Genomic DNA, 15,461 nt, shown 5'->3' with positions numbered 1-15,461 from the left:
ATTTACAATCTAAATGAGTTGCTGTTAGGTATTTTTTATTTAAATATATAATTTGAATTTGCTCATTAGCACTCAGGCTCAAAGAATTGGATGAGGAATGGGAAACTTTTTTTTCTTACAGGTATTTACTGTAATTTTTGCACTCTCAATTGCAACTACAATTTTTAATAAGCGGATCTTGGGCTTTCCACAAGCCATTGGTGTGCCTATTGTTTCAGCAATTTTTGTCTTTATTTTACAGTGGGGCGCAAGCCTGCTGAATGGTAATCAATTTGTGGTCATCAATATTCATAATATTGAGGAAGCAGTTCGACATATTGATTTTTATGACTTTTTAATTAATGGTGTGATCTGTTTTATTTTGACGTCTTCCGCGTTGAAATTTAAGGTCTCAGATTTACGTAGCCATTGGAAACCTATTAGTATTTTGGCCAGTATTGCGCTGGTTTTGTGTGCCACGTTCTTTGGGATGGCGCTGTATGGTTACCAATTTTTAATTGGACAGCATGTTGATTTACTGGTGCTGTTATTGCTTGGTGCTGCTTTGGGGGCGACGGATCCAATCGGGATTAAAGGCGTATTAAGTTCTGTACGTGCTCCCCATCATTTAATTGTTAAGTTGGAAGGTGAGTCACTATTTAACGATGCAATGTGTATTGCCTTATTTATGACCTTGTTAAATGTACTGCAGGGTGCGCACGTCACATTGTATGGCATTTTAAAAACCTTACTCTATGAAATTGTGGTAGCTATTATTATTGGTTGGGCTTTTGGTCAGGCCATATTGCGTATTTTACGTGGTAAGCATGAGATGGAGTCACTGATTCTGACTACAGCATTGTTAGCATGTGGGTCTTACTTGGTTGCATTGTTTGCCCATGCTTCTGCACCTATTGCATGTGTGATTGGTGGCTTAATTGTGGGTAACCGCTGGAAAGAGATTTTAGAAGCACGTGAAATCCGTGAAGTGAATCATTTTTGGCATACAGTTGAAGGGATTATTAACTCCTTTTTATTTACGCTTATCGGTTTAGAGCTTTTTATTTTAGATCTCAGTATTAGCTTAATTTTGGGCGGGATTGTTGCCTTCTTAATTTTGCATGCTTCACGCTTTGCTGCCAATTATCTTTCCTTTGCCTTTTTCCCAAGTTTTCGCAAAAAGAGTTACAACGGTAGTTTGGCCATACTGTCTTGGGGTGGGGTGCGTGGTGGGATTTCGCTTGCCTTAATTTTGGCGGTCGCGAACGTGCCTCAGTTAAGTGAATATAGCAGTATTTTAATTGGCTATACCTTTATTGTGGTGCTGTTATCTGGTTTGGTCTGCGGTTTAGGCCTGCCTGCGGTCATGAATGCTTTTTATCATAATCCCAATGAAGAAACCCAAGGCTTTAAAGGTTGGTATCAACGGATGTGCCATAAAATGAACCGTAAAGGTTTTCAATATGTGGTGGGTGAGGATGCATTAGGTAATGAAACGATTACCGTGTATAAGCCAGAAGCATTGATTGATGAAAAGGCTGAGGATGGTGTAGCTGCGGTACATAACCCTGAGCGTGTACAAGAAGTAAAACGCTTAGAAAACCCAGATAACTTCTAAGGATTAGTACAAATTTTATTCTGATATTTATCTTATACATTTAACCTGTATAAGAATTGCGAAAGCCAAATAAAGTATAACTTTATTTGGCTTTTTTATTATTTATGTAAAGTATTAATTTATAACCATTTGACGGAAACTTGGTATATGGCTTTCTATTTTTAAGTAAAAAGCTGGAAATTCGGTTACAAAAAATGTGACTCATGTCACAAAAAATAAGTTGTTGTTATTTAATGGTTATATTACAGTTTTAGGAGTGTAGACATGGCAATTAAACAATATTTTTCAAGCAATTGTGCAAAAAAAAAGCAAAATGTGATATAAAACACATTATTAAAAATAGAGTTTCTAATGGGTTGTATTTTAATGAAAAAGTTAAAAAAACAACACATTGCAAAACTAATCTAAAACAGAAACATACATAACACATATTGAGGGTCACGCTATGACGCAAATTTCTGTTATTTCGAAGGAAAGTCATCAGGTTCTAGAACAAGTCGATTCGAACCGTGTTGGACTTACACAAAACTCAGTTGTTGTAGTTAAGGTCCCGAAAGAGGATGTGGCTTCAATTACGCGAGATGGCAACAATGCAGTAATCACGCTAAAAAGCGGTGAAACTATTGTTATTGAAAATTATTTTGCTGGTGACAAACCAGATAACAGTCTGGTTTTTGAAAGCGATGATGGCGGTTTGTTTTGGGCTAAATTTACGGATGCAAATGGCGCGATTGCAGACGTGATCCAATATCAACCTTTAGCAGAAATTGAGCCTTTACTGTATAAAGATTCTTTGGTTGGTGCAATTTTACCTTGGGCATTGGGTGCTGCTGGTGTTGGTGCAGTAGGTGCTGCAGTTAATAATGGTTCATCAAATAACAATGATGGTACGCCAAGCCCTGTTAAAAAATTAAGTACATTGGTTGTGACTGATAACGTTGAGCCTAAAACTGGCCAACTTACAGCGGGTAGCGCAACAAATGACAAAACACCTGTTGTCTCAGGTACAGGTGCTGAACCAGGCGCGACAATTAAAGTTTATGACGGTAACCAGCTAGTTGCAGAAACTGTCGCAAAAGCAGATGGTAGCTGGAGCGTTAAACTTCCTAAAGAATTGACAGATGGCGACCATTCAATTTCTGCAACACAGACAGTGGATGGCGTTGAAGGTCCTAAATCGGATGCTTTAAATTTCACAGTTGATACTCAAGATCCGACTGTTAGCATTAATGATTTGGGCGATACCAACGATACGACCCCTACGATTAGCGGTAAAACCAACGAGCCAAAAGCTGAAATTGACGTTGTAATTAAAGATAAAAATGGCAATGTGGTTGACAGTGGTAAAGCAAATGTAGATGACCAAGGCAACTGGAATTACACTCCATCAAAACCTTTGCCAGAAGGCGAATACAAAGTTGAAGTGACTGCGAAAGACCCTGCAGGCAATGAAAGCACACAAGATAAAGGTGGTTTGGTTGTAGATACGACTGATCCTACAATTACGATTGATCCGTTAAAACCAACGGGTGACTCAACACCAACGATCACTGGTAAAACAGATCCTGATGCTTCTGTTGATGTAGTCATTAAAGACAAAGATGGCAACATTGTTGATTCAGGTAAAGGCACTGTAGATGGTAATGGTGATTGGACTTATACACCATCTAAACCGCTTCCAGAAGGTCCGTATGAGGTTGAAGTTACTGCAAAAGATCCAGCTGGTAATGATAAAACTGTAACTGATAAAGGCTTAGATGTAGATTCATCTTTACCTGTAATTAGCATTGATCCGCTTAAACCAACCAATGACACGACACCAACGGTGACAGGTAAAACTGAGCCAGGCGCAACAGTTACTGTTGAAGTTAAAGACTCGACAGGTAAAGTTGTAGATTCTGGCCCAGCAACTGTAGATAGCAATGGCAACTGGTCATACACACCATCTACAACACTACCAGATGGCGCATATACTGTTGATGCGACTGCAAAAGATGCTGCAGGTAATCCATCGACTGCGACAGACAAAGGCTTATCTGTAGATACGCAAGCACCAACAATTAGCATTAACCCACTTGCACCAACCAACGACACGACACCGACTGTTTCAGGTAAAACTGAAGCGGGCGCAACTGTTAATGTAGAAATTAAAGATGCAACAGGTAAAGTTGTAGAGTCTGGTCCTGCAACTGTAGATAGCAATGGCAACTGGTCGTACACACCATCTACAACACTACCAGATGGCGCGTATACTGTTGATGCAACTGCAAAAGATGCTGCAGGCAATCCAGCAACTGCAACAGACAAAGGCTTAGCTGTTGATACGCAAGCACCAACAATTAGCATTAATCCACTTGCTCCAACCAATGACAATACACCAACGATTTCAGGTAAAACTGAGCCTGGTGCAACTGTTAATGTTGAAATTAAAGACCCAACTGGCAAAGTTGTAGAGTCTGGTCCAGCAACTGTAGATGGCAATGGTAACTGGTCATATACACCAGCAAACCCACTTCCAGAAGGTCCATATACGGTTGATGCAACTGCAAAAGATCCTGCGGGCAATCCTTCAACAGCAACAGAGCAAGGCTTAGATGTTAATACATCTGCACTTACTGTATCGATTGATCCATTAAAACCAACGCAAGACACAACACCAGATATTTCTGGTAAAACAGCTGTTGGTGCAACAGTAACAGTTGAAGTGAAGGACTCGACTGGTAAAGTTGTGGCTACAGGCCCAGCGACAGTGGATTCAAATGGTAATTGGACATTTACACCATCTACTGCACTTGCTGAAGGAAACTATACAGTTGCAGTTGAAGCCGTAAATGTTGCCAACACGAAAGCAAATGCGACTGCGACGGGTTTAATTGTAGACACTACTTTACCAGCAGTGACTATTGATCATTTGGTTTTAACCAATGATGCAACTCCAACAGTAAAAGGCACAACAGAAAAAGGTGCAACGGTCACTGTTGAAGTTAAAGATTCGACAGGTAAGGTTGTAGATTCTGGTCCAGCAACTGTAGATGCGAACGGCAACTGGACTTATACGCCATCTAAAACACTTCCAGATGGTGCATACACTGTTGATGCAACTGCAAAAGATGCTGCAGGCAACCCAGCTACTGCAACAGACAAAGGTTTGGTTGTAGATACAACTCCACCAACAGTGACGATTGATGTATTAGGTTTGACGAATGCTACGTCACCAATCATTAAAGGTACAGCTGAAGCGGGTGCAACAGTTACTGTAGAAGTAAAAGATGCAGCAGGTAATGTCATTGACTCTGGTAATGCGCAAGTTGATGGCAGTGGCAATTGGACATTTACACCAAATAAACCGCTAGCAGATGGTTCTTATAAAGTTGAAGCGACTGCTAAAGATGCTGCAGGTAACCCTGATATTGCAATTGATACAGGTTTGAAAATTGATACTGTTCCACCAACAGTAGACATTGATAATCTATTTGGTGCTGCTTCAGCACGTATGCTAATGAGTGTTGCAAGTACAACATCAGCATCGTTACCACAAACCAATCAAGTAAAACCAACATTCTCTGGTAATTCGACGAAGAGTGTTGAAGTCATGATTTATCTACAAGATGAATCAGGTAAAAATATTGATTCGGGCTTAGCAAAATTAGACACAGCTACAGGTAAGTGGACTTACACACCATCTCATGATTTGGCTGAAGGCTATTACATGCTTCAAGCAATTTCTAAAGATGCTGCAGGTAACCAAAGTGCGCCAGCTGCGAAAGCATTTATTGTTGATATTCAAGCACCTGTGGTTGAGGTGGATGATGTTGGCTTAACCAATGACGCAACACCTGATGTGAAAGGTAAAGTAAATGAACCTACATCTACAGTGACTGTAAAAGTTGCTGATGCGACTGGCAAAGTTATTGAGACAGGTATCGCAACAGTTGCTTCTGATGGTAAATGGTCATATACCGTTAAAACATCGCTTACAGATGGTGACTATGTTGTATCTGCAACAGCAAAAGACAAAGCAGGCAACATTAGTGCAGAAGATAGTGCAACAGCTAAGATTGATACAGCAGCACCAACATCTACACTTACAGTCAGCCCTACAGGCGAAGTTGTTATCACCTTCAGCGAAGCTGTAAAAGGTTTTGATAAGTCAGATGTGACAGTGAATGGCGGTACACTGCTTAACTTAACACAACAAGCGGATGGTTCTTGGAAAGGCCAAGTTGTTGCGAATGGAACCACAGGCGCGAGTGGCAAAATAGATGTAATTATTGCTGATAGCTCATATACAGATACAGCGGGTAACGCAGGTAAAGGTTCGAGCGTTCTTGGTATGGATGTAGTTAGCGTTGATACCACACCGCCTGCAGCGACGATTGTGATTTCACCTGCTGGTGATGTGACAATTAGTTTTAGCGAGCCAGTAAAAGGCTTTGATGCATCTGATGTCAAAGTGACTGGTGGTACATTGCAAGGCTTAACACAACAAGCAGATGGTACTTGGACGGGTCACGTTGTTGCAAATGGCAACACGGGTGCGTCAGCAAACGTAGATTTAACCATCCCAGCTGGCTCATATACAGACTTGGCTAATAATCCTGGTGCTGCTGCAACTCAATCACAATCTGTACCAAGCATCGATACTACAGCGCCAACGCCAACAATTACGTTGACTCCAGCAGGCGAAGTAACAATCAGCTTCAGCGAGCCAGTAAAAGGCTTTGATGCGACTGATGTGAAAGTGACTGGCGGTAAATTGGTGAATTTAACTGAACAACCAGATGGCACGTGGACGGGTCAAGTCGCAGCAAATGGTGCGACAGGTGCTCCAGGAAATGTAGTTGTTTCGATTGGTGCAGGCTCTTATACAGACGTGGCAAATAACCCAGGTAATGGTGGATTTGCAATTGAAAATGTACCAAGTATTGATACCACAGCGCCGACTTCAACAGTGACACTCGATGCAAACGGCAACTTAAAAATCACATTCAGCGAAGCGGTTAAAGGTTTCGATGCATCTGATGTGAAAGTAGCTGGCGGCACAGTAAGTGGCTTAACACAACAGCCTGATGGCTCTTGGACTGGTAAAGTTGTTGCAGATGGCAACACAGGTGCATTGGGTAAAGTGACCGTGAGTGTTGCAGACAATTCTTATACCGACCTTGCGGGTAATAATGGTAAAGGCAATAGCGCAACAAATGATATTGCGAGTGTTGATACGACAGCGCCGACAGCAACGATTGTGATTACGCCAGCGGGCGAAGTAACGATCAGCTTCAGCGAGCCAGTAAAAGACTTCACTCCATCTGACTTGGTTGTAGCGGGTGGTGCTGTCACTGGTTTGGTTCAACAGCCAGATGGTACTTGGAAAGGTCAAGTCGTGTCGAATGATCCAACAGGCGCACCAGGTCAAGTAGATATTACGATTCCAGCGGGTTCATACACAGACAATGCAGGTAATCCAGGTCAACCAGCAACAGCTAGTCAATCTGTTCCAGGTTTCGATACTACGGCACCAACGTCTACGATGACTCTAGATGCGAATGGCAACTTGAAGATCACGTTCAGCGAAGCAATCAAAGGCTTCGATGCATCTGATGTGAAAGTGACAGGTGGTACAGTGAGTGGCTTAACTCAACAGGCTGACGGTTCTTGGACAGCTAAAGTTGCAGCAGATGGCAACACAGGTGCACCAGGTCTAGTCACAGTTACTGTTGCAGACAACTCATATACAGACCTTGCAGGTAATAACGGTAAAGGTTCAAAAGTTGAAAATATCAGTGTGCCAAGTATCGATACAACTGCGCCAACATCTACGACAACCCTAGATGCAAATGGCAACTTGAAAATCAGCTTCAGCGAAACGGTTAAAGGTTTCGATGCATCTGATGTGAAAGTAACTGGCGGTACAGTGAGTGGCTTAACTCAACAAGCAGACGGTTCTTGGACAGGCAAAGTGGTTGCTGATGGCAACACAGGTGCATCTGGTCTAGTTACAGTTACTGTTGCAGACAACTCATTCACAGACCTTGCAGGTAACAACGGTATTGGTTCGAAAGCTGAAAATATCAGCGTACCAAGTCTAGATACAACTGCACCGACAGCAACGATTGTGATTACGCCAGCGGGTGAGGTAACAATTACATTTAGCGAGCCAGTAAAAGGCTTCGATCCAACTGATGTGAAAGTGACTGGCGGTACGGTGAGTGGTTTAACTCAACAGCCAGACGGTTCATGGACAGGTAAAGTGGTTGCTGATGGCAATACAGGTGCCGCGGGTAAAGTGGATTTAACCATCCCAGCTGGTTCATATACTGACAATGCAGGTAACCCTGGTACTGTTGCGAACCAATCACAATCTGTACCAAGTATCGATACTACTGCGCCAACATCTACGACAACCCTAGATGCAAATGGCAACTTGAAGATCACATTCAGCGAAACGGTTAAAGGTTTCGATGCATCTGATGTGAAAGTGACTGGCGGTACAGTAAGTGGCTTAACTCAACAAGCAGACGGTTCTTGGACAGGCAAAGTGGTTGCTGATGGCAACACAGGTGCACCTGGTCTAGTTACAGTTACTGTTGCAGACAACTCATTCACAGACCTTGCAGGTAACAACGGTATTGGTTCGAAAGCTGAAAATATCAGCGTACCAAGTGTCGATACAACTGCACCGACAGCAACGATTGTGATTACGCCAGCGGGTGAAGTAACAATTACATTTAGCGAGCCAGTAAAAGGCTTCGATCCAACTGATGTGAAAGTGACTGGCGGTACGGTGAGTGGCTTAACTCAACAGCCAGACGGTTCATGGACAGGTAAAGTGGTTGCTGATGGCAATACAGGTGCCGTGGGTAAAGTAGATTTAACCATCCCAGCTGGTTCATATACTGACAATGCAGGTAACCCTGGTACTGTTGCGAACCAATCACAATCTGTACCAAGTATTGATACCACAGCGCCGACTTCAACAGTGACACTAGATGCAAATGGCAACTTGAAGATCACATTCAGCGAAACGGTTAAAGGTTTCGATGCATCTGATGTGAAAGTGACTGGCGGTACAGTGAGTGGCTTAACTCAACAAGCAGACGGTTCTTGGACAGGCAAAGTGGTTGCTGATGGCAACACAGGTGCATCTGGTCTAGTTACAGTTACTGTTGCAGACAACTCATTCACAGACCTTGCAGGTAACAACGGTATTGGTTCGAAAGCTGAAAATATCAGCGTACCAAGTGTCGATACAACTGCACCGACAGCAACGATTGTGATTACGCCAGCGGGTGAAGTAACAATTACATTTAGCGAGCCAGTAAAAGGCTTCGATCCAACTGATGTGAAAGTGACTGGCGGTACGGTGAGTGGTTTAACTCAACAGCCAGACGGTTCATGGACAGGTAAAGTGGTTGCTGATGGCAATACAGGTGCCGTGGGTAAAGTAGATTTAACCATCCCAGCTGGTTCATATACTGACAATGCAGGTAACCCTGGTACTGTTGCGAACCAATCACAATCTGTACCAAGTATTGATACCACAGCGCCGACTTCAACAGTGACACTAGATGCAAATGGCAACTTGAAGATCACATTCAGCGAAACGGTTAAAGGTTTCGATGCATCTGATGTGAAAGTGACTGGCGGTACAGTGAGTGGCTTAACTCAACAAGCAGACGGTTCTTGGACAGGCAAAGTGGTTGCTGATGGCAACACAGGTGCATCTGGTCTAGTTACAGTTACTGTTGCAGACAACTCATTCACAGACCTTGCAGGTAACAACGGTATTGGTTCGAAAGCTGAAAATATCAGCGTACCAAGTGTCGATACAACTGCACCGACAGCAACGATTGTGATTACGCCAGCGGGTGAAGTAACAATTACATTTAGCGAGCCAGTAAAAGGCTTCGATCCAACTGATGTGAAAGTGACTGGCGGTACGGTGAGTGGCTTAACTCAACAGCCAGACGGTTCATGGATAGGTAAAGTGGTTGCTGATGGCAATACAGGTGCCGTGGGTAAAGTAGATTTAACCATCCCAGCTGGTTCATATACTGACAATGCAGGTAACCCTGGTACTGTTGCGAACCAATCACAATCTGTACCAAGTATTGATACCACAGCACCAACTTCAACAGTGACACTAGATGCCAACGGCAACTTGAAGATCACATTCAGCGAAACGGTTAAAGGTTTTGATGCATCTGATGTGAAAGTAACTGGCGGTACAGTGAGTGGCTTAACTCAACAGGCAGACGGTTCTTGGACAGGCAAAGTGGTTGCTGATGGCAACACAGGTGCGCTAGGTGCTGTTACTGTGAGTGTTGCAGATAACTCTTATACAGACCTTGCTGGCAATAATGGTAAAGGCAATAGCGCATCTAACAATATTGCAAGTGTTGATACAACTGCACCAACAGCAGCGATTGTGATTACGCCAGCAGGCGAAGTGACAATTACATTTAGCGAGCCAGTAAAAGACTTCACTCCATCTGACTTGGTTGTAGCAGGCGGTACAGTGAGTGGCTTGACTCAACAGCCAGATGGTACTTGGAAAGGTCAAGTTGTATCGAATGATCCAGTGGGTGCACCAGGTAAGGTCGATATCTCGATACCAGCGGGTTCATACTCAGATGTCGCAGGTAACCCAGGCCAATTGGCAACAGGTAGTCAAACTGTTCCAGGTTTTGATACCACTGCGCCAACATCTACGACAACCCTAGATGCAAATGGCAACTTGAAAATCAGCTTCAGCGAAACGGTTAAAGGTTTCGATGCATCTGATGTGAAAGTAACTGGCGGTACAGTAAGTGGCTTAACTCAACAAGCAGACGGTTCTTGGACAGGCAAAGTGGTTGCTGATGGCAACACAGGTGCACCTGGTCTAGTTACAGTTACTGTTGCAGACAACTCATTCACAGACCTTGCAGGTAACAACGGTATTGGTTCAAAAGCAGACAATATCAGCGTACCAAGTATTGATACCACAGCACCAAGTGTGACAGTTTCATTTGATGTGAATGGTGTGACGGTAATTAACTTCAGCGAGGCTGTAACTGGCTTCGATGCATCTGATATCACTGTAGCAGGCGGTACATTAAACAACCTTGTGCAGGTTTCTGAAACACAGTGGACTGCACAAATTAAGGTGAGTGGTTCGGCAGCAGTTCAAACAGTTGAAGTGTCAATTGGCAATGGTACGTATACAGATAAAGCTGGCAACGCTGGTACTGGTACGACTGTGAAAGGTGATATTACACTGCCAACAGTAGAAATTGATCCATTCGATTTCTTCGCAGCACCAGTTGCTGCACCGGTAATGAAATTTGCAGCGCGTGCATTGCTCGCAGCAGAGCCATTACCTCCTGCAACCAATAACCCTAAACAAACTTTCAACGGTTCATCTGTGAACAGTGTGGAAGTGAAAATCAACATTTATGACAGCTCGGATAAAATTGTTGAGTCAGGTTTAGCGACATTAAATACATCAACAGGCCGTTGGTCATTTACACCGTCTAAACCTCTTGCAGATGGTCAATTCCGCTTAGAAGCAATTTCAAAAAATGCTTATGGTGTGACAAGTGCGCCTGCAAACATCAAGTTTATTGTTGATACAGTTAAACCAACAATTGACATTGATGATTCAGGTGTCGTGAGTGATGCAACACCAAGCTTCTCAGGTAAAACTGAAGCGAATGCGACTGTAACTGTAACGGTTAAAGATGCAGCTGGTAAAGTTCTTGCATCTGGTGCTGCAGTCGTTGCGGCAGATGGTAGCTGGACATATACAGCACCAAATCTTGCAGATGGTACTTATAAAGTTGAAGCAGTTGCGAAAGATCGCGCAGGTAACTTGAGTGATCCAGATTCAACAAATGTAACTGTGGATACCGTTGCACAACTTGACGCATTGACTGTGACAGCAAATCCAGATGGTACAGCAACCATTACTGGTAAGTCTGAGCCTGGCGCGACAGTGACTGTGAAAGATCCAAATGGTAATGATCTGAAAGTAACTGTTAATCCAGACGGTACATTTAGCGCGGTTGCAGCTGCACCAGCAGCGGAAGGTACATATACAGCAACTGCAAAAGATGCGGCGGGCAATACTGCAACATCTACCGCTGTACTTGACGACAACGTAGCTCCAGTTGTGACTGTAGACGTAACGCCAAATGCAGATGGTACTGCGAGCATTACAGGTAAAACTGAACCAGGCGCAACAGTGACTGTGAAAGACCCTGCAGGTAACAATGTTCCTGTAACGGTTAATCCAGATGGTACTTACACAGCAACAGTTCCAGCACCAGCAGCAGAAGGTACATACACTGCAACTGCAACGGATAAAGCTGGCAATGTTGGTACAGGTACAGATGTACTTGTAGATAATGTTGCACCAACGATTGTGAGCTTGGATGTAACACCAAATGCAGACGGTACTGCGAGCATTACAGGTAAAACAGAACCAGGTGCAACGGTAACTGTGAAAGATCCAGCAGGTAACAACGTTCCTGTAACAGTTAATCCAGATGGTACGTTCACTGCGACAGTTCCAGCACCAGCTGCAGAAGGTACATATACTGCAACGGCAACGGATAAAGCAGGTAATACTGGTACTGCAACCGATGTACTTGATGACAATATTGGTCCACAAGTAACGGTAGACATCACACCAAATGCAGACGGTACTGCGAGCATTACAGGTAAAACAGAACCAGGTGCAACAGTGACTGTGAAGGACCCAGCAGGCAATAATGTTCCTGTAACAGTTAACCCAGACGGTACGTACACAGCAACAGTTCCAGCACCAGCAGCAGAAGGTACATATACTGTCACTGCAACAGATAAAGCAGGTAATCCAAGCACAGCAACTGATGTGTTGGATGATAATGTTGCTCCAGTTGTAAGCATCGATGTGGTTTCGAACTCAGATGGTACGGCAACAGTGACAGGTAAAACTGAAGCAGGTGCCACAGTGACTGTGAAAGACCCAGCAGGCAATAATGTTCCTGTAACGGTTAATCCAGATGGTACATATACAGCGACTGTTCCAGCGACAGCAGCAGAAGGTACATACACTGCAACTGCAACGGATAAAGCAGGTAATGTAGGTTCTGCAACAGATGCATTGGTAGATTCTTCTGTACCAAGCATTTTGACTGCACAAGTTGATAGTCAAACGGGTGCATTTGTGACTGGTAAAGCACAGCCAGGTTCATCGATTACGGTATATACAGAAGACGGAAAAACTGTCTTGGGTACAGGTACTGTAGATGCTTCTGGTCAGTACTCAGTTACATTGAATCCAGCTCAGGTAGATGGCGAAACAGTTAAAGTGACCGCCAAAGATCCAGGTGGTGAATCTGCACCAGTAACAGCAGCTGCACCAGACTTATATGCACCAGATGCACCAACTGCACAAGTTGCTACAGATGGTAAATCAGTAACAGGTGTAACTGAGCCAAATGCAATCGTACAAGTGTATGGTGGTAGTAAAGGCACAACTGTGATTGGTACTGCAGTAGCAGGCGCAGATGGCAAATATACAGTGCCGCTCAACCCAGCATTGGTGGATGGTGAAGCTGTGAAAGTTACAGCGAAAGATCCAGGTGGTGAATCGCTTGCGACTCCTGCAACTGCACCAGACTTGTATGCACCAGCTGCACCTACTGCAACGATTAATGCAAAAGGCGATACTGTAACAGGTACAGCAGAAGCGAACTCTGTGATTAAAGTCTATGCACCAGATGGTAAGACTGTAATTGCACAAGGTAATTCAGATGCAAATGGTAACTACAGCATTAAATTGCCAACATCATATACAGATGGTCAAACACTTCTAGTCAGTGCGAGTGATGCAGGTGGTGAATCTGGTAAAACAGGTTCTAAAGCACCAAACATTACTGTGGATGCGGTAGATAACCTAGTCGATGCAGGCATTAACTTTGAATATCCTGTACTGGCAACACGTACTTCTGAGCTATTTAATAAATTTGTTGGTTTCAATATTGGTGAAAAAACATTTAATGGTGTGTTTGTTGTTGGTGAAAACGAAGTTGCAAACGCAACCATTACCGTAACAACGAAATCACTCATTAACTTGTTCGACCAAGCTGAAATGAAGCTTTATAAAGTTGTGAATGGTGTAGATGTACTTGTAGGTACAAATAAGGATGCAGGTTTATTTGACTTACTAGGTATTTTTGGTGAAAGCACACAAATACAAGTGAAAAACCTACTTCCAGGTGAATACAAATTTGCATTCTCAGGTGGATCATTAATTGGTGTTGGTACTTCAATTAGCGCTGGCTTATCACTTCAAGTATTTGATACAGCGAAAGACCCAGTGGTTTCAGGTGTAACCAATAAGTCTGGTAACGTGATTACAGATGCTGATGGTATTTACGGTAAAGACAATGTTCCAGCAGGTACAACTGTAACGACCGTAAATGGCAAAGCTGTAAATGCTTCAGGTACTACAGTGATTACAGGTGACCACGGTACACTGATCATTGCTAAAGATGGCTCGTACACCTATAAACCGACTGAAAATGTAACGAATATTGGTAAGTCTGAAGTATTTAGCTATACAGTAACTGATCCAGTTACAGGTAAATCAGATACTGCGAGCCTCATTATTCACATTGGTACAGCGGGTGATCTTGCTGTGAAATGGGATGCAGCAAATCCGAAAAATGATGCAACAACAGTTGTTGCAACAGACAATACGGATACCATTGGGGTACAAGCTACAAATGCGGTGAGTGTAGGTGCTGCTAAATCAATTAGCTATAGTTGGCTTATCGGTCTCTTTGGTGTTGCAATTGGTAAAACGAGTGGCAGTACTGACATTACTGTAGCGAAAGGCACAATTGAAAATGTAAATATCAATTTTGGTTCTGCACAGCTGGTATCACTACTTGGTAGTACAAGTGTGAATGTGAAAGATACTACTGGTAAAATCGTTGCATCAACAAATGCAGGTACATTGGTTGACGTGATTGGTATCTTACCAAATGGTAATTCACTCAGCATTCCAGGTCTGAAAGCAGGTACGTACACTATTGAGATTGTGACTAACTCTGGTTTAGTCAGTGTTGGCGGTAGTGTAAATGCTTCAATTACACGTAGTGTGATTGATCTTGATGACTTCACTGCGAAATCACTTGCAACGAAAACCACTGGTAATCTACTTACAGATAATGATGGCCATGGTGTAGATGTACTTGCTTCGAAATATACAGACCTGTATATCTCGCAAGATGGTGGTCAAACCTATACTGCTGTGACCACTACGGGTGTTACGGTTAAAGGTGCACACGGCGACTTGAACATTAAAGCTGACGGTAGCTACACATACAGCGTGACAGACTCAGCATTCAAGGTGGGTACTGGTGATCAATTTACATATAAATTGGTTGCACCAAATGGTGATGTTTCAGTGGCTCACCTCAACGTTGAAACAGGTTTTGAGTACAACACAAGTATTGGTAATGATGTGATTACAAGCTCTGTAGGTAATGACGTTTATACAACCAATGCAGGTGCAGATACCGTAATCTTCAAGTTGTTGAATACTGCTGAAGCAACAGGTGGTAATGGTCATGACACTTGGACAGACTTCAAGAAAGCAGATGGCGATAAGATCGATATCAGCGCATTGTTACAAGGTCAAAATGTAACTGCTTCTAATATTGGTAACTACGTATCTGTAGCGAAAGACGGTCATGGTAATACGATTATTAGTATCGATCGTGATGGTCAAGGCAGTACATTCAACGGTAAGACAGAATTGCTTACTTTGAAAAATACAGATGTTACATTACAAGAACTTTTAGACAACAATCACTTGATCTACCATTGATCT

Annotated in this window: 2 protein-coding genes; both read left to right on the top strand. The window is 43.1% G+C overall.

Annotated elements, in window-relative coordinates; translation table 11 throughout:
* Positions 1-97: 97 nt before the first annotated feature.
* Positions 98-1,597 carry a cation:proton antiporter gene (locus C9E88_RS12205; RefSeq protein WP_106985741.1) on the top strand — a complete coding sequence of 500 codons (1,500 nt, stop codon included), beginning with the start codon at positions 98-100 and terminating at the stop codon, positions 1,595-1,597.
* Positions 1,598-2,042: 445 nt separating this feature from the next.
* The gene (locus C9E88_RS17860) at positions 2,043-15,458 is read left to right on the top strand and encodes a BapA/Bap/LapF family large adhesin (RefSeq protein ID WP_227865794.1); all 13,416 of its coding nucleotides are present in this window, start codon (positions 2,043-2,045) and stop codon (positions 15,456-15,458) included.
* The last annotated feature ends 3 nt before the right edge of the window (positions 15,459-15,461 follow it).

Source organism: Acinetobacter cumulans (assembly GCF_003024525.3).
GTDB lineage: Bacteria > Pseudomonadota > Gammaproteobacteria > Pseudomonadales > Moraxellaceae > Acinetobacter > Acinetobacter cumulans.
The sequence above is the reverse complement of the archived record's forward strand: the minus strand, read 5'-3'. Positions and strand labels throughout refer to the sequence as shown.